Consider the following 15,927-nt stretch of genomic DNA (forward strand, 5'->3'; position numbering starts at 1 on the left):
ATTCGCGCCCCCTGACCGTTGAGCCCCGGCGATGACGAACGACAGCAACTGGTACATCGAACACTTCCAGCCCACCGGCTCGGCCATCGGCTTCCGCACCACCGGCAAGCTGGACGAGGTGCAGTCGCCGTTCCAGAAGATCGAGATCTACGGCACCACCGATTGGGGCAACCTGATGCTGATCGACGGCGCGGTGATGCTGACCGCGCGCGACAACTTCTTCTATCACGAGATGATTTCGCACCCGGCGCTGTACACCCACGCCGATCCCAAACGCGTTGTGATCATCGGCGGCGGCGATTGCGGCACGCTGCGCGAGGTACTCAAGCACCCCGGCGTGCAGAGCGCGACCCAGTGCGACATCGACGAGCAGGTCACGCGCATGTCGGAGAAGTATTTCCCCGAGCTGTGCGACAGCAACAGCGATCCGCGCGCCGAGCTGCTGTTCGACGACGGCGTGGCCTACATGGCCAATTGCCCGGCCGGCAGCGTGGACGTGGTGATCGTGGATTCCACCGACCCGGTGGGCCCGGCCGAAGGCCTGTTCAACAAGGCGTTCTACGAATCCTGCTTCCGCGCGCTGAAGGACGACGGCATCCTGGTGCAGCAGTCGGAGTCTCCGTTGGCGCTGCTGGACCTGATCAACGAGATGCGCGGCGAAATGCGCAAGGCCGGCTTCAGCACCTTCAAGACGCTGCCGTTCCCGCAACCGTGCTACCCGACCGGATGGTGGAGCGTGACTTTGGCGCGCAAGGGCGGGAATTTCGATTTCCGCGAAGGCGACGCCAGCAGCAAATCGTTCGAGACGCTGTACTACAGCGCGCACCTGCACACCGGTGTGTTGGTGGCGCCGCCGTTCGTGGCCAAAGCGCTGGGCGAGTAACGTAGGTCGGGGTACGCCCCCGACCCGCATTCAAGCGCAAACCCTACGGGATCCGGTAAAGAAAAGCCCCGCGATGCGGGGCTTTTCTGTGTAGCCGCACGAAGCGCGCCGCGCTGGGAAATGTCAGGCATCGAATTCCTGCCAAGTGGGTATCGCGCGTTGCTTGGCGCTCCAGCGCAGATACCCGGCCATCGTCAGACCGAACAGCACGCCCGCCGCCAATGCCGCGGCCGCACCGATCCAGATCGGCATGCCTTGCCGGCCCCACAGCAACAACCACATGAACAAACCCCAGAACAGCCCGAAGAAACCGCCCATCACCAACGCGTTGAAACCGAAACCCGCCATGTGCGGCGGCGGAACCTTGACGCCCAACCTCCAGAGCAACCGGAACAGCGGAGGGGAATAGGTACTCTTGCCGATGCCCTTGCTTTCCAGCAAAGCGAAGGCCTGCTGCAGACGTTCGTTGAATTCCATTGCTTCGTTTCCCCGCAACCCGCCCTAAAGTGCGTCCGCATCCAGTTCGCCGGTCCTGATCCGCACCACCCGGTCCAGCGCATAAACGAACACCTTGCCATCGCCGATCTTGCCGGTGCCGGCGGCCTTGACGATGGCTTCGACGACTTTGTCGACCTGGTCGTCGGTCACCGCGACCTCGATCTTCACCTTGGGCAGGAAATCCACCACGTATTCGGCGCCGCGGTAGAGCTCGGTATGGCCCTTCTGCCGGCCGAAACCCTTCACCTCGGTCACCGTGATGCCGGTGATGCCCGCCTCGGCCAAAGCCTCGCGCACATCGTCCAGCTTGAACGGCTTGATGATGGCCATGATCATTTTCATGCGTGATTCCCTCAAGAGGTCTGACCGAAGGATATCCCGGTTCGGCGGGCCACGCTTGCGGGCCGCGGGGCGGTCGGGTTCAATGCGGTTCCCACACGGCGTCGGGATAAACTGACGCCGCGCCGCAGACAAAGCCGATGGCGCGATCGCGGCGATGCGTTCAGGCTGCCCCCACAGCCGGAGAAACCTACATGATCGACCTCAACACCATCGACGACCTCGCCCGCCGCCTCAGCGCCCTGGTGCCGCCCGGCCTACGCGACTCACAGGAAGAACTGCAGCAGACCTTCAAGAGCGCGCTGCAATCGGGCCTGTCCAAGCTGGACCTGGTGACGCGCGAGGAATTCGACGTGCAGCGCGCGGTGCTGCTGCGCACCCGCGAGAAGCTGGAAGCGCTGGAGCGCGCGGTTGCCGCGCTGGAGACCCCTGCTTCTCCGCCCCCTTCTCCGCAAACCCCGCAGCACTAAGGCCCCGCCGCCATGAGCCTTGCGCTGGTGCACAGCCGTGCACGGGCCGGCGTGTCCGCACCTCCGGTGAGGGTGGAAGTGCACCTCTCCGGCGGGCTGCCGCAGACGCATATCGTGGGCCTGCCCGAGGCGGCGGTGCGCGAATCCCGCGACCGCGTGCGCGCCGCCATCCTCTGCGCGCAGTTCGAATTCCCGGCGCGCCGCATCACCGTGAATCTGGCCCCTGCGGACCTGCCGAAAGACGGCGGCCGCTTCGACCTGCCCATCGCGCTCGGCATCCTGGCCGCCAGCGGGCAGATCGACCGCAATGCCTTGAGCGAGTACGAATTCCTGGGCGAACTGGGTTTGACCGGCGAATTGCGCGCGGTCGACGGCATCCTTCCGGCGGCGCTGGCCGCCGCGCGCGCCGGACGCAAGCTGATCGTGCCGCTGGGCAGCGGCCCCGAAGCCGCGCTGGCGCGCGAAGTGGAAGCCTATACCGCGCGCACCCTGCTGGAAGTCTGCGGGGCTTTGAACCGCACCAAGGCGCTGCCGATAGCCGCAGCCCCGCCGCCACAGCTCAGCCTGATTCCCGACATGGCCGACGTGCGCGGACAACTGCACGCGCGCCGCGCATTGGAAGTCGCGGCAGCGGGAAATCATCACCTTCTGCTGATAGGCACCCCAGGTTGCGGCAAGACCCTGCTCGCGTCGCGCTTGCCGGGGTTGTTGCCTGAAGCGAGCGAGGCCGAGGCACTGGAGACTGCGGCAATCGCCTCGGTTAGCGGGCGCGGACTGGATCCCGCCCGCTGGAAGCAACGTCCGTACCGTTCGCCGCACCACACCGCCAGCGCGGTCGCTTTGGTGGGCGGCGGAGCGGATCCGCGACCGGGTGAGATTTCGCTCAGCCACAATGGAGTCTTGTTCCTCGACGAGTTGCCGGAATGGGATCGCAAAGCCCTGGAAGTGCTGCGCGAACCGCTGGAATCGGGCACCGTCACCGTGTCGCGCGCGGCACGCAGTTCGGAATTTCCCGCGCGTTTCCAACTGGTCGCGGCGATGAACCCCTGCCCCTGCGGCTGGGCCGGCGATCCGTCGGGGCGCTGCCGTTGCAGTCCGGAGAATGTGCGCCGCTACCGCGCGAAGATCTCCGGCCCGCTGATGGATCGCATCGATCTGCATATCGAAGTGCCGCGGCTGCCGCCGCAGGACCTGCGCCCGGATGCGCCCGCGGGCGAACCCACCCTTGCGGTGCGGCTGCGCGTGGAGGCCGCGCGTGCGCTGCAGCATGCGCGTGCGGGGAAGGCCAATGCGCAGCTCGGGCAATCCGAAACCATGGCCTATTGCCGCCTGGGCGACCGCGACCAGGCTTTGCTGGAACGCGCCATCGAGCGCCTGCAGCTTTCCGCCCGCTCCATGCACCGCATCCTGCGGGTGGCCCGCACCATCGCCGATCTGGCGGGAGAACAGAGCATCGCTACCCCACACCTGACAGAAGCTTTGGGTTACCGGCGCGTGGATCGGGGCGCTGCGCAGAGCGCAGCGTAGCTCTGCCCCCTCCCTTGTGCGCAGCGCAGGGGAGGGGGCAAAGCACACCCCTGCCTTGCGTCACATGCGCCGGCCGCGGCCGCATGCTCCACTGCACTGCGTGTTGCCCATCGCCACCCGCTTTAACCACGCCCGCCGGATGCTCGCCATCCGCATCTCTATCCTCGCTTTGGAGAACCTCCAGATGTCGAACAAACCCGCCCAGCGCTTCCTGTTCCCCGCCACCGCCCTGCTGCTGTCCCTCTCCATTTCCACCGCGCTGGCCCAGGACAAGGCCAGCGCCGCGCAGCGGATCGCGGGCACCGAACTGATCCCGCGCGATGCCCTGTTCGGCAACCCGGAGCGCTCCAGCGTGCTGATCAGCCCCGACGGCAAGAGCCTGAGCTGGCTGGCACCGGTGGAAGGTGTGATGAACGTATGGGTCGCCCCGGCCGCCGATCCTTCCAAGGCGCGTGCGGTCACCAGCGACAAGGCGCGCGGCATCCGCAATTACTTCTGGTCCTACCAGCCCGACACGCTGCTGTACCTGCGCGACAGCGGCGGCGACGAGGACTTCCATCTTTTCAGCGTGGATGTCGCCACCGGCAAGGCCACCGACCTCACGCCGTTCCCGAAAACCACCGCGCAGGTGGCCGGCACCAGCCATGCGCACCCCGAATCGATCCTGGTCGGCATGAACGACCGCGATGCGCAATGGCACGACCTGTACCGCGTGGACCTGGCCACCGGCAAGCGCACGCTGGTGGAAAAGAATGAGCAGCAGATCGCCGGCTACCTGACCGACGACGATTACAACGTGCGCTACGCGACCAGATCCCGCCCCGACGGCGGCCAGGACGTGCTGCAGCCGGACGGCAAGGGCGGCTGGAAGAAATACGACGACATCCCGTTCGAGGATTCGCTTTCCACCCAGCCTGCCGGGCTGACCACCGACGGCAAGACCCTGTACATGGTCGACTCGCGCGGCCGCAACACCGCGGCGCTGTACGCCATCGACGTGGCCAGCGGCAAGAAGACGCTGGTGTTCGAGGACAAGCGCGCCGATGTGGGCAATTCGCTGTCCGACCCCAAGACCGGCGTGGTGCAGGCGGTGGCGGTGGACTATCTGCGCGAGCAATGGTCGCCGCTGGATGCCGGCATCGCCGCCGATCTGAAGAAACTGGAAGCGATCGGCCCGGGCGAAGTCGGCGTCAATGCGCGCACCTACGACGACAAGACCTGGATCGTGGCGTATTCGGCGGCCGAAGCGCCGGTGGTGTATTACCGCTACGACCGCGACGCCGGCGGCAAGCTGACCAAGCTGTTCTCCGCGCGCCCGGCGCTGGACGGCAAGCCGCTGGTTGCGCAGTGGCCGCAGGAAATCGAATCGCGCGACGGCCTGACTCTGGTCAGCTACCTGACCTTGCCCAAGAGCGCCGATAGCAACAACGACGGCAAAGCCGATGCTGCGGTGCCGATGGTGCTGATGGTGCATGGCGGTCCTTGGGCGCGCGACGGTTACGGTTACAGCGGCACGCCGCAGTGGCTGGCCAATCGCGGCTACGCGGTGCTGCAAGTGAACTACCGCGGCTCCACCGGCTTCGGCAAGGAGTTCACCAACGCCGGCAACGGCGAATGGGCGGCGAAGATGCACGACGACCTGCTGGACGCGGTGCAGTGGGCGGTGAAGGAAGGCGTCACCACGCCGGACCAGGTGGCCATCATGGGCGGCAGCTACGGCGGTTACGCCACGCTGGTCGGCGTCACCTTCACGCCGGATGCGTTCAAGTGCGGTGTGGACATCGTGGGTCCGTCCAACCTCAACACGCTGCTCAGCACGGTGCCGGCCTATTGGGCCAGCTTCTACGAGCAACTGGCCAAGCGCATGGGCGATCCGCGCACCGAGGCCGGCAAGCAATGGCTGGTGGATCGTTCGCCGCTGACCCGCGCCGACAAGATCACCAAGCCGCTGCTGATAGGCCAGGGCGCCAACGACCCGCGCGTGAAACAGGCCGAGGCCGACCAGATCGTCAATGCGATGAAAGCCAAGAATATCCCCGTGACCTACGTGCTGTTCCCCGACGAAGGCCATGGCTTCGCGCGTCCGCAGAACAGCAAGGCGTTCAACGCGGTGGCCGAGGGTTTCCTCAGTCAATGCCTGGGCGGCCGCGCGGAACCGATCGGCAACGACTTCGAAGGCTCCAGCATCAGCGTGCCGACCGGCGCCGATGGCGTGCCGGGATTGGCCGACGCATTGAAGACGCATAAGCAGGAAATCAAGAAGTAGTAGTTCCGGCCTCGTGATATTTCTCATCGTCATTCCCGCGTAGGCGGGAACCCAGCGCCTTTGCGTTGGGAGCCATAAGTCGCTGGGTCCCCGCCTACGCGGGGATGATGATCGAGAGTAACGTGCTGAGGAATTTCCCATGACCATCGCCCATGCCCAATGCCTCTGCGGCGACTTGAACCTGGAAGCCACGCTTCCCAGCAAATGGGTAGCGCATTGCCATTGCAGCCTGTGCCGCCGCGCGCACGGCGCGGCATTCGTGACATGGGTCGGAATGGACGCTACGCGATGCGTGTTCGACGATCCCAGGCAACGGCTGCGTTGGTACCAATCCACACCAGGCGCCGAACGCGGCTTCTGCAGCCGTTGCGGCACGATGATGTTCTTCCGCTCCAACCGCTGGCCCGGCGAACTGCATATCGCCCTGGCCCATTTCACTACGCCGGTGGACCGCGCGCCGCAGATGCATGCGTACTGGGAAGACCATGTGCCATGGGTTGCCGTGGATCAAAACGACGGCCTGCCGCGAAAGTAATCGCCTCACCCCCTTCTTTGTAGAGCCGAGCTTGCTCGGCTGCTCTTGCTGTTCGTAGAAAAGCAGCCGAGCAAGCTCGGCTCTACAAAGAAGGGGCTAAAGGCGGCCGAGAAGACGTGGGTCTACAAGGATGTAGAGTTAGGAATCTGCCTACGGACGACCGCAGCAACCGCTGATACTCAAACTGGCGTGGCCGCAGGAAAGTAGCTCCATGGCCAATCCCTCTCTCTTGCGCGGACGCTTCTCACAGGTCGACGCCTGGTACACCATCACCTCGGTGGTTCATGGAAGGCAGCCATTGCTGTCATTGCCGGGCAATGCGGACATCCTCTGCAAGCAATGGCATCGCATCGAACAGGAAGGCAGGGTTCTGACGCATGCCTGGGTGGTGATGCCCGATCATGTCCATTGGCTCTTCCAGCTGCTGCAAGGATCGCTTGGACAATGCATGCAGCGATTCAAATCGAGATCCGCACAGGCCATCAACGAACACATGCGACGATCCGGCCCGCTCTGGCAGTCGGGATACTACGACCATCACCTCAGGAGCGAAGAGGATTTATTGAACCAAGCCCGCTACCTGGTCGAGAACCCGTTGCGCAGGGGCCTTGCGACCAGGATCGAGGATTATCCGGCCTGGTGGTGCCGCTGGATTTCCGGATCGCAGGACCTATGCTGACCAAAATACGCGCCTGCCCACCTTTCGCCTTGTAGAGCCGAGCTCGCTCGGCTGCTCTTGATTTTCGCGGAAAAGCAGCCGAGCGAGCTCGGCTCTACAAAGATGGGGGTGTTAGGTGGATCCTTCGATGCGCCAGACTTCGCCGGCCGGATCCAGCTCCATCGTCACCATCTCCTCGCCGCGCCAGCCGAAACCGCAGATCGCCAACGCGCCTTCGCTGAGGCGATCCAGGCCGAATACCTGCTCCAGCGGCACTTCGTTGATGGCGCAGGTGATGTAGGCGCCCAGGCCGGCTTCGGTGGCCGACAGGTACAGGGTCTGCGACAGGTGCCCCGCCTCCAGGGTAATGGCGCGATAGGCCTTGGCGTGGTTGCGGTATTTCCAGAAGGAGCGGTCGTAGCGCGGCGCCATCAGCGCCATGACGTGGGCGTTGGCGAACCAGTCCTGCTGGGCGACGGCCTGCAGGGCCAGGTCGTACAAGGGTTGCTCGGGCAAGGGCAATGGCTCCAGCGCGTGAGTAGTGGCGTGGTAGTGGTACAGGCCAGGCGCCAGTCCTTCGACGTTCTGCACGATCAGGTAGGCCTCCACCGGATGCAGGCCGCCGCCGGAAGGGCTGGTTTTCTTCAGGAAAACGGTGTCGTCGCTGACCCGCACGTGCGATTGGGCGGCGAATACGCGCTCGATCAGTTGCGCGAACAGGGCATACGGCAACGGCCGTTCGGCATCGAAGTTACGGCAGGTGGCTCGGCGAGCGAGCAAGTGGTCGAAGTCGGTGCGCGCTGTACGTGGCAGCGGAATACGCTGTTTTTCGTCGCCGCGGCCCATCGCTTCCACTGGCGGAGCGCCAAGGACCTGGCGCAGTTCGCCGGCGGTTTCGGTGCCGGTGTCCTGCATGGCTTGAACGGCATCGGCTTCCTGCCAACGGGTGAAGGCATGCAGGGTCGCGGCCAGAGGATGCCAGTGCACGCCGCGCAGGATTTCGTCGCATTCGCGATGGATGGCATGGCGTTTACCGGTGCCCACTATCAGGCCTTTCTTCAGCAGGCTCTTCAGTGCGCCTGCATCGGCCAGCGTGCCGCTGTCGATCCACTCGTCAGGGCTCAGGCTACCCAGCAGCTCGCATTCGGCGGCGTCGACCCTGATTTCCACGCCCAGATGCGGCGCCAGCGCGACCCAGCCGAGCTCGCGGCGCAGCCCGTTGCCGCCCCCCAGCAGCATTTCCAGGTCGAAGCCCACCTCTTCCCGGGGCTCCAGGTACAGCACTTTGCAACGGCGCACCTTCATGGTGCTCTCCCCTGTTTCGACCTCGACGCGCAACCCTACGGTTGTTTGGCAACACGGACAAGGCTAGATTGTCGCGCAAGAGGCCCGTTTCGAGGCCTTCAACTGGGGAACAACATGGCAACTAAGAAGACGGGCGCGTCGGGGAAGGCCGCGCCTCTGGATCCGAAGGTCGCGGGCAAGCTGCTGGATAAGCTGAGCACGGACAACGAGTTTCGCCGGCTGTTCAAGAAGGATCCCAAGGCGGCTTTGGTGCAGGCGGGCTACAAGTTGCCGAAAGGCGATACCGCAGCGTTGGCGGAACTGGAACGCACCTGTTGCTGCATGGCCGTACAGAGCATTGCGCCGAAGGCCGATGTCATCAAGGCACGCGACGCCTTGCATACCATGCTTACGGCAGGTCTGGGAATGACGCCGATTCAGTTGAATGTTTCTAGTACCGCCTTGCGCCGAACTCGCAAATGATCTGGCAACTGGGTTTCGCTCCATTTTGAGTCGAAAGCCAGGAGCTCCTTTCTGGCTTGATCTTCGTTTCCCGCGCCTGCGAGCAGTTCAGCTGCTCGTAGGTGCGCATGCGTGGTGTCGAACACGTCCAGTGGCTGCTGGCACCAAGCGCAACCGATTTCGATATATGCACGGCCACGATGACTGCTCAACCAACGCGCTTGGCCAACCGCCTTATTGATCAGCCCTGCGGCCGCATAGGCCTCCATCAATGCAGCGTGGGTCTGGAAAGGCTCGCTCCCATTCACCAGCGGCTCAAGCAACGCGATGGCTTTGTCCGCGCTCCCCGATAGACGCAGATCGTTTGCCTTCGATACTTCCACCAAGTCGCGCAACGGCCGGTTCGTCAGCAGCTCCTTCCTCTTTTGCAGTTCGGCGGTAACGCTACGAGCTACTGCCGTATCGCCCATGCGTTGAGCGAGTATGCCCGCGCTGACCGCAGCGTATGCATCGTCGGTCGCATCAGCCGCATTCGTCGGATTGGCGACGGCGGATAGCGTCGTGTCGGCGATTCGTCGAATCTCCTTGCGCGTTGATCCATAGTCGCCCTGCGCCCATACTGCAACCGCCGACGGATAGATAGCCAACCGTGCCCGGACCGAGCCCGCAGGCGTCTGCCGCTCCAGCCCGCGCGCCTCTGAGACAGCCGGAGCCCACAGTCCCTGGTCAAGATATAGCGAGACTCTGTCGAAATAGACGCCGCTAACCTTCAACGAAAGCGGCCATGTCTTTATGGCTTGGTCAAAGCGCCGCTGCGCCGCGAACGTGTTCGCTCGGCGAACTACTGCGGATTTGGATCCTCTGGCGATAGCATTGCCAAAAGCCGCTTCGGCCTCGGCGAACTTTTCCTGTCCCAGCGCAAGGCGGCCGACCAGATCCCAGGACAACGGCGCGAATTCGCTCTGTGGAGATGCAGCGCGCTTCGCGAACGGAATTCCTTCGGCGAATCGGTTATCCAGATAGAAAGCGTTGCCGACATTCGCGATGGCGGGATAGAAGTCTGGATAAAGGCTGGACATCTCCTGCCACTTCTGCAGCGCGGCGGAAGGATCGTTGATTTGCGCTGTCCATGCATCCAGATAAAGCTGATCCCTGGGAGGGAGGTGTTCTCGTAGCGCGATGGCTTTATCCAGGTACTGTTTGCCGCCGGCCAGGTCGCTCATCGCGTTGTGCGCGCGCACCAACCCCAGATAAGCCAGCGCGAATTTCGGATCCAAACCGACCGCACGCGCATAGAACGACCGCGCCTGCTCGTACTGCGCCGAGGCGAATGATTTCTGGCCCAGGGCGTACGAACGCAACGCATCCATGTTGGAAGTCGTGACCTCAGGAAGCGGTTCCGAATCCTTCTGTATCGATGCCAACGCCTCGCCAAGCTTGCCGCGCAAAGCAATGGTGACCGCATCTATCGATTCCAACGCAGAGCCCGCTCCCGTGCCATCTACTGATTCGGCGTAGACGGTCGTCTGGGTATGCGGGTCAATGACTTCCGCACTTATGCGCAATCGCCCTCCCACCTCCGACACCGTCGGCAGGATCACCGCACGCACCCCATCGCGCAGCGCGATCTCCGACGCCACCGCGCGGTCCAGCAAAGTTCCCGGCTTGCGCTGCATGCGCGCCAGCGTATCGCGTGCCTTCATGTCGCTGAGCACGTTGACGTAGCGCGACTGCTCCAGGCTGATGCGGAACGCCTGTTCCAGCGAATCGTCCAGCACCTTTTCGCCGGTCAGGTTGCGCAGATCGCCCACCACCACCCAGTCGCGCTCAGCGAAGGCGATGGCCGGTTGCGGCTTGGTGACGAACCACACGCCCACGCCAACGCCGACGATCAGCAGCATTTCCACCGCCAACGCCGCCGGCCGCCGCCACAGCGGCGTGTCGCGCCAGGCCTTGGCGATATTGGAGGGCGCGCGCAACGGCGCAATGCCGATTTCGCCTACCTCGTAGACTTCCTGCGCCTCGGGCACGCCCTTGAAACGCCAGCGCCCGTACGACTTCCACAACAGGTTCTGCCCGCGTTCGCCCAGCTCGCGCGCGGCGCGGTGGGTCAGCGATTCGGCCACCGCCGAGAGCAGGATCTGGCCCGGGCGCGCCAGCGTCATCAGGCGCGCGGCCATTGGCTTGGCCAGGCCCTCCACTTCCAGCGGCTTGGCGCCGACCAGCACCGCCGCATCGCTGTTCTTCCAGGTCAGCACCTCGCCCACGTGCAGTCCGGCGCGCGCCTGCAGTTCCAACCCACGCGCCTGGCCAAGCTCGCGCAGGCCGCGGGTGTAGTCCAGCGCGAAACCCAGACCATCGATAGGCCGCTCGAACAGCAGCAGCAAGCCGTCGGAACGATCGATCAGCCGCCCGCGCCATTCCTGCTGCAGTTTCAGCACCAGATGATCGTGCTCGCGGAACAGCTCCGAGGCCGGCGTATCGCCCAGGCGCTCCACCAGACCCGTGGAATCGACCAGATCGGTCAGCAGCAGCGTCCGCAGCTGCGGACCTTCGAGCGGAAGACGGCCGATATCGTTCATCCCTTCTCGACTCCGCCCTTCAATCCTGCCACTCGACGCGATCGCCGCCGGCGCTCTTGGCGCGGTACAGCGCCTGATCGGCCTGCGCATACCAGTCGTTCCAGTCGCGCGACGGATCGATCAGGCAGGCGCCGACGCTCAGGGTGGTGATCAGCGGCGGCGACGGCTGCATCTGCTGCAGCGCGCGCGCGGTGCTGACCACGAAATCGGCATAGCGGAACATCTCTTCGCGGTGCTGCGCCTTGAGCAGCAGGCAGAATTCGTCGCCGCCCAGCCGGCATGCGAAATCCTGGGAAGCGGACAGCGAGCGCAGGATGTTGGCCACGCTCTGCAGCACGCGGTCGCCGAGCAGGTGCCCGTGCATGTCGTTGACGTCCTTGAACCGGTCGCAGTCGATCAGCAACAGGCCGTAGCCGTGGTAGCCGCCGTTGTTGCGCCCCTGCTCCAGGAACATGGCCAGCCCACGACGGTTGTACAGCGAAGTCAGTTCGTCGGTGCGGTTGAGCTCTTCGCTCTTGTCCAGCCGGTGCGAAGTGACCCGCAGACTGTCCAGCGCAGCCTGCAGCTCCTGGTTGCGGCGGCGCAGGCGGTGGATCAAGCCCTGCTCGTTGGAGACCACGCGCATGATGGCCCGGCGCAGGAAATGCGAGACCAGCCCGGCATTGCGGTCGACCAGCACCTGGAACTCGTGGCTCTTCAGCTCCAGCAGCACGCCATCGGCGATGGCCGTTGCCGATGCGGCGCGGGCGTGATCGCCGATCAGCAGCCCCAGCTCGCCGAAGAATTCGCGCGCGCCCAGATGCTTCTCGTTGAGGTCTTCGCCGAAATCCAGCGCCACTCCGCCTTGCAGGATCACGAACATGGTGGTGCCCAGTTCGCCGCGGGTGAACAGCCTTTCACCCACCGTTACCGGACGCACGTTTCCGACCTGCGCGAAAAGCTCGCACTCCTCCGCCGACAGCACCGCGGTGGTCGGATCGATGGGCAGTTCCTCTGCGGCCGGACGCACTGGCTCGTAGCCAGCGACCAACGCTGCGGTCTCCGGATTCATCACACGCCCCAATTCGCGAATCCGGAGGATATCACCACAATGCGCCCCCAAAGCACAGACGACAGGCCGGTTTCCCGGCCTATCGTCGGATAACGTCAACTGCGGGGCTTTCCGGCCTCAGGCGGCCTTTTCGCCGTGGAATTGCTCCTCCTCGGTGGAGCCTTTCAGGGCGGTGGTCGAGGATTGGCCCTGCTGGATGGCCTGGGTCACGGCGTCGAAATAGCCCGTCCCCACTTCGCGCTGGTGCTTGACCGCGGTGAAGCCCCTGTCGGCGGCGGCGAATTCGGCTTCCTGCAGCTCGACGAAGGCGCTCATCTGGCGGCGGGCATAGCCGTGGGCCAGGTTGAACATGGAGTAGTTGAGCGCATGGAAACCGGCCAGGGTGATGAACTGGAACTTGTAGCCGTAGCCGGCGATTTCCTTCTGGAACCTGGCGATGGTGGCGTCGTCCAGGTTCTTCTTCCAGTTGAAGCTGGGCGAGCAGTTGTAGGCCAGCAGCTTGCCCGGGAACCTGGCGTGGATGGCCTCGGCGAATTTCCGGGCGAACTCCAGGTCCGGCTTGCCGGTTTCGCACCACACCAGGTCGGCATAGGGCGCGTAGGCCAGGCCGCGGCTGATGGCCTGGTCCAGGCCGTTGCGGGTCTTGTAGAAGCCTTCGACCGTGCGGTCGCCGGTGATGAAGGCTTTGTCGTTGGCATCGATGTCGCTGGTCAGCAGGTCGGCGGCTTCGGCATCGGTGCGTGCGACCAGCAGGGTCGGCACGCCCATCACATCGGCGGCCAGGCGCGCGGCGTTCAATTTCTCGACCGCTTCGCGGGTGGGCACCAGCACCTTGCCGCCCATGTGGCCGCACTTCTTCACGCTGGCCAGCTGGTCTTCGAAATGCACGCCGGCGGCGCCGGCTTCGATCATCGCCTTCATCAACTCGAACGCATTGAGCACGCCGCCGAAACCGGCCTCGGCGTCGGCCACGATCGGCTGCAGGTAATCGACGCTGTCGTCGCCCTCGGCATGGTTCAGCTGGTCGGCGCGCAGCAACGTGTTGTTGATGCGCTTGACCACCGCCGGCACCGAGTCGGCCGGGTACAGCGACTGGTCGGGGTACATCTGCCCGGCCAGGTTGGCGTCGGCGGCGACCTGCCAGCCGGACAGGTAGATGGCTTTCAAGCCCGCCTTGACCTGCTGCATGGCCTGGTTGCCGGTCAACGCGCCCAGTGCGTTGACGAAGTCCTCTTTCTGCAAATAACCCCATAGCTTCTCCGCGCCCAGGCGGGCGATGGAATGCTCCACGTGCACGGTGCCGCGCAGGCGCACCACGTCGGCGGCGGTGTAGTTGCGGGTGATCCCGGCCCAGCGCGGATTGCTGTCCCAGTCTTTCTGGATCTGTTCGGCGGTCTGCAGGTTGCTCATGGTCGTTCTCTTCGTAGGTAATGAAAATGGCCGGAGATTTCGTAGGAGCGGACCCTGCCCGCGACAGGGCGTTACCGGTAAAGCCTGTCGCGGGCAGGGCCCGCTCCTACAAGTTGTCAGTCGAGGTATTCGTAGGCCGGCAGGGTCAGGAACTCGGCCAGTTCGTCGGCATGGCTGAGCTTGTCCAGCAGGGCGATGGCTTCGCCTATGCGCGTGCCGCCGGGAATCGCACTGGTGTCGCCGAGCCGCGCCGGCAGATTCAACAGCGCCCGCTCCAGCAAGGCGAAATCGATCAGGGTGCCGTCGGCCAGGTGCAGGTTGTCCGAATGCAGCCACTGCCACAGCTGGGTGCGGGAAATCTCGGCGGTGGCGGCGTCTTCCATCAGCCAATGGATCGGCACGCAGCCGTTGCCGTCCAGCCAGGCGGCCAGATAGCGCACGCAGACTTCCACGCTGCCTTCGAAACCGGCCGCAGTGATCGTGCCCAGCGAAGGCTTGATCAGGTCGTCGCGGGCGACCTTGACGTCTTCGCGCAACACGCCGTGCTGGTTCGGCGCCGGCATGTGTTCGTCGAAGATGCCGCGCGCGATGGGGATCAGCGCCGGATGCGCCACCCAGGTGCCGTCGTGGCCGGCGCTGACTTCGCGCAGCTTGTCCGCGCGCACCCGCGCCATCGCCTGCTCGTTGGCGGCCTCGTCGCTGCCGATCGGAATCTGCGCGGCCATGCCGCCCATCGCATGCGCGCCGCGCTGGTGGCAGGTCTGGATCAACAGCTCCGAATAGGCCTTCAGGAACGGCTGGGTCATGGTGACCTGGCCGCGCTCGGGCAGCACTTTGTCGCGGTGGCGGCGGAAGGTCTTCAGGTACGAAAAGATGTAGTCCCAACGCCCGCAGTTCAGGCCTGCGATGCGCCCGCGCAGCGCATGCAGTATCTCGTGCATCTCGAACACCGCCGGCAGCGTTTCGATCAGCACGGTGACCTTCATCTGGCCCTGCGGCAGGCCCAGCGCGGTTTCGATGTGCGACAGCGCGGTTTCCCACAGCGCGGCTTCTTCCATCGACTGCAGTTTGGGCAGGTAGAAATAAGGGCCGCGGTCCTTCGCAGCCAGAAGCTTCGCGTTGTGGAAGGCGTACAGAGCCAGATCGAACAGGCCGCCGGCGATCGGCGTGCCATCGATCAGCACGTGCTTCTCGTTCAGATGCCAGCCGCGCGGACGCACGATCAGCACGGCCTGCTCTTCGAACGGCTTCAATGCGTACTGCTTGCCGTTGTCTGCGGTGAACCGCAGGGTGCCGGCCACGGCGCCGATCAGCGACTGCTGGCCGGCGACCAGGTTGGCCCAGGTCGGGGAGGTGGAATCCTCGAAGTCGGCCATGAACACCTTGGCGCCCGAGTTCAGCGCATTGATGACCATCTTCGGGTCGACCGGGCCGGTGATCTCCACCCGGCGGTCCTGCAGGGCCGCCGGCAATGGCGCGACCTTCCAGTCGCCTTCCCGGATGGCACGGGTGTCCTCGCGGAAGTCCGGCAGGCCGCCCGCGTCGAAGAAAGCCTGCCGCTCGCGACGGGCGGCCAGCCGCGCCTGGCGCTGGGGCTCGATCAGGCGGTGCAGCGAGGCCAGCAGCTCCAGGGCGGCCGGGGTGAGCAGGGCGGCCTGTCCGGGCGCGGCGGCGGTGATTTCGATTGCGCTGGTGGGCTGGGACTGGGCAAACACGGCAGACATTGGCTACTCCTCGGCAATTACGGGCTACCAGCGCCATCAAAACCTGCCGTCGTCCCCGCGAAGGCGGGGATCCAGCGACTTAAAGCTCATGAGCTGAAGTCACTGGGTTCCCGCCTTCGCGGGAATGACGGCCGTAGGTCTCAGGCCATTCAAGCTGGGCGCTCACCGTGCTCCCACGTCATTTATTTGACAACACAGTTTTATCAATGCAATAAATAAGTTCAGCTTATATGGTGCA

General features: G+C 64.6%; 14 protein-coding genes. 7 read left to right on the forward strand and 7 right to left on the reverse strand.

Translation table 11 applies throughout. The features are described from left to right. Positions 1–31: 31 nt before the first annotated feature. On the forward strand, positions 32–883 hold the full coding sequence (gene speE, locus CSC73_RS04575; RefSeq protein ID WP_163839221.1) for a polyamine aminopropyltransferase: 852 nt from the start codon (positions 32–34) through the stop codon (positions 881–883). A 123-nt stretch (positions 884–1,006) separates the two neighbouring features. Here speE and CSC73_RS04580 read toward each other — a convergent pair whose 3' ends face one another. Both CSC73_RS04580 and CSC73_RS04585 read right to left on the reverse strand, forming a co-directional pair. Next, the gene (locus tag CSC73_RS04580; protein WP_163839222.1) at positions 1,007–1,360 is read right to left on the reverse strand and encodes a DUF6404 family protein; all 354 of its coding nucleotides are present in this window, start codon (positions 1,358–1,360) and stop codon (positions 1,007–1,009) included. Positions 1,361–1,384: 24 nt separating this feature from the next. Continuing rightward, positions 1,385–1,723: a P-II family nitrogen regulator gene (locus tag CSC73_RS04585; RefSeq protein WP_163839223.1), complete on the reverse strand. Its 339-nt coding sequence runs from the start codon at positions 1,721–1,723 to the stop codon at positions 1,385–1,387. A 191-nt stretch (positions 1,724–1,914) separates the two neighbouring features. Here CSC73_RS04585 and ubiK point away from each other — a divergent pair, with 191 nt between their 5' ends. From ubiK to CSC73_RS04610, 5 genes are all read left to right on the forward strand, one after another. Continuing rightward, positions 1,915–2,190 (forward strand): ubiquinone biosynthesis accessory factor UbiK, encoded by a 276-nt coding sequence (gene ubiK / locus CSC73_RS04590; protein WP_163839224.1) that lies wholly within the window; start codon positions 1,915–1,917, stop codon positions 2,188–2,190. 12 nt (positions 2,191–2,202) lie between these two features. Continuing rightward, positions 2,203–3,717, forward strand: a complete 1,515-nt coding sequence (locus CSC73_RS04595; protein ID WP_163839225.1) for a YifB family Mg chelatase-like AAA ATPase — start codon at positions 2,203–2,205, stop codon at positions 3,715–3,717. A gap of 184 nt (positions 3,718–3,901) precedes the next feature. Then, positions 3,902–5,983 carry a S9 family peptidase gene (locus CSC73_RS04600; RefSeq protein WP_163839226.1) on the forward strand — a complete coding sequence of 694 codons (2,082 nt, stop codon included), beginning with the start codon at positions 3,902–3,904 and terminating at the stop codon, positions 5,981–5,983. A gap of 139 nt (positions 5,984–6,122) precedes the next feature. Further along, on the forward strand, positions 6,123–6,518 hold the full coding sequence (locus tag CSC73_RS04605; protein WP_163839227.1) for a GFA family protein: 396 nt from the start codon (positions 6,123–6,125) through the stop codon (positions 6,516–6,518). Between the two features lie 211 nt (positions 6,519–6,729). After that, entirely contained in the window at positions 6,730–7,197 is a 468-nt protein-coding gene (locus CSC73_RS04610; protein WP_163839228.1) for an REP-associated tyrosine transposase, read from the forward strand. A gap of 111 nt (positions 7,198–7,308) precedes the next feature. Here CSC73_RS04610 and CSC73_RS04615 read toward each other — a convergent pair whose 3' ends face one another. Continuing rightward, complete coding sequence (locus CSC73_RS04615) at positions 7,309–8,481, reverse strand: putative peptide maturation dehydrogenase (RefSeq protein WP_163839229.1); 1,173 nt, start codon at positions 8,479–8,481, stop codon at positions 7,309–7,311. 114 nt (positions 8,482–8,595) lie between these two features. Between CSC73_RS04615 and CSC73_RS04620 the strand changes: the two genes are divergently transcribed. Then, on the forward strand, positions 8,596–8,943 hold the full coding sequence (locus CSC73_RS04620) for an NHLP-related RiPP peptide (protein ID WP_163839230.1): 348 nt from the start codon (positions 8,596–8,598) through the stop codon (positions 8,941–8,943). Here the strand turns inward: CSC73_RS04620 and CSC73_RS04625 are convergent. From CSC73_RS04625 to aceB, 4 genes are all read right to left on the reverse strand, one after another. Then, positions 8,898–11,504 carry a putative peptide modification system cyclase gene (locus CSC73_RS04625; protein WP_163839231.1) on the reverse strand — a complete coding sequence of 869 codons (2,607 nt, stop codon included), beginning with the start codon at positions 11,502–11,504 and terminating at the stop codon, positions 8,898–8,900. The genes CSC73_RS04620 and CSC73_RS04625 overlap by 46 nt on opposite strands. Positions 11,505–11,523: 19 nt before the next feature. Continuing rightward, on the reverse strand, positions 11,524–12,555 hold the full coding sequence (locus CSC73_RS04630) for a GGDEF domain-containing protein (RefSeq protein WP_163839232.1): 1,032 nt from the start codon (positions 12,553–12,555) through the stop codon (positions 11,524–11,526). 117 nt (positions 12,556–12,672) lie between these two features. After that, on the reverse strand, positions 12,673–13,965 hold the full coding sequence (aceA, locus tag CSC73_RS04635; RefSeq protein ID WP_163839233.1) for an isocitrate lyase: 1,293 nt from the start codon (positions 13,963–13,965) through the stop codon (positions 12,673–12,675). A gap of 116 nt (positions 13,966–14,081) precedes the next feature. Continuing rightward, on the reverse strand, positions 14,082–15,689 hold the full coding sequence (gene aceB / locus CSC73_RS04640; protein WP_163839234.1) for a malate synthase A: 1,608 nt from the start codon (positions 15,687–15,689) through the stop codon (positions 14,082–14,084). Positions 15,690–15,927 lie beyond the last annotated feature (238 nt).

Source organism: Pseudoxanthomonas sacheonensis (assembly GCF_010093305.1).
Classification (GTDB): domain Bacteria; phylum Pseudomonadota; class Gammaproteobacteria; order Xanthomonadales; family Xanthomonadaceae; genus Pseudoxanthomonas_A; species Pseudoxanthomonas_A sacheonensis.

What these genes read in the sequence shown, in the direction of transcription:
- ubiK (WP_163839224.1), top strand. Translation starts at nt 1,915, where the DNA reads ATGATCGACCTCAACACCATCGACGACCTCGCCCGCCGCCTCAGCGCC.
- CSC73_RS04625 (WP_163839231.1), bottom strand. Translation starts at nt 11,504, where the DNA reads ATGAACGATATCGGCCGTCTTCCGCTCGAAGGTCCGCAGCTGCGGACG.
- speE (WP_163839221.1), top strand. Translation starts at nt 32, where the DNA reads ATGACGAACGACAGCAACTGGTACATCGAACACTTCCAGCCCACCGGC.
- aceB (WP_163839234.1), bottom strand. Translation starts at nt 15,689, where the DNA reads ATGTCTGCCGTGTTTGCCCAGTCCCAGCCCACCAGCGCAATCGAAATC.
- CSC73_RS04615 (WP_163839229.1), bottom strand. Translation starts at nt 8,481, where the DNA reads ATGAAGGTGCGCCGTTGCAAAGTGCTGTACCTGGAGCCCCGGGAAGAG.
- CSC73_RS04610 (WP_163839228.1), top strand. Translation starts at nt 6,730, where the DNA reads ATGGCCAATCCCTCTCTCTTGCGCGGACGCTTCTCACAGGTCGACGCC.
- CSC73_RS04630 (WP_163839232.1), bottom strand. Translation starts at nt 12,555, where the DNA reads ATGAATCCGGAGACCGCAGCGTTGGTCGCTGGCTACGAGCCAGTGCGT.
- CSC73_RS04620 (WP_163839230.1), top strand. Translation starts at nt 8,596, where the DNA reads ATGGCAACTAAGAAGACGGGCGCGTCGGGGAAGGCCGCGCCTCTGGAT.
- CSC73_RS04600 (WP_163839226.1), top strand. Translation starts at nt 3,902, where the DNA reads ATGTCGAACAAACCCGCCCAGCGCTTCCTGTTCCCCGCCACCGCCCTG.
- CSC73_RS04605 (WP_163839227.1), top strand. Translation starts at nt 6,123, where the DNA reads ATGACCATCGCCCATGCCCAATGCCTCTGCGGCGACTTGAACCTGGAA.
- CSC73_RS04595 (WP_163839225.1), top strand. Translation starts at nt 2,203, where the DNA reads ATGAGCCTTGCGCTGGTGCACAGCCGTGCACGGGCCGGCGTGTCCGCA.
- CSC73_RS04585 (WP_163839223.1), bottom strand. Translation starts at nt 1,723, where the DNA reads ATGAAAATGATCATGGCCATCATCAAGCCGTTCAAGCTGGACGATGTG.
- aceA (WP_163839233.1), bottom strand. Translation starts at nt 13,965, where the DNA reads ATGAGCAACCTGCAGACCGCCGAACAGATCCAGAAAGACTGGGACAGC.
- CSC73_RS04580 (WP_163839222.1), bottom strand. Translation starts at nt 1,360, where the DNA reads ATGGAATTCAACGAACGTCTGCAGCAGGCCTTCGCTTTGCTGGAAAGC.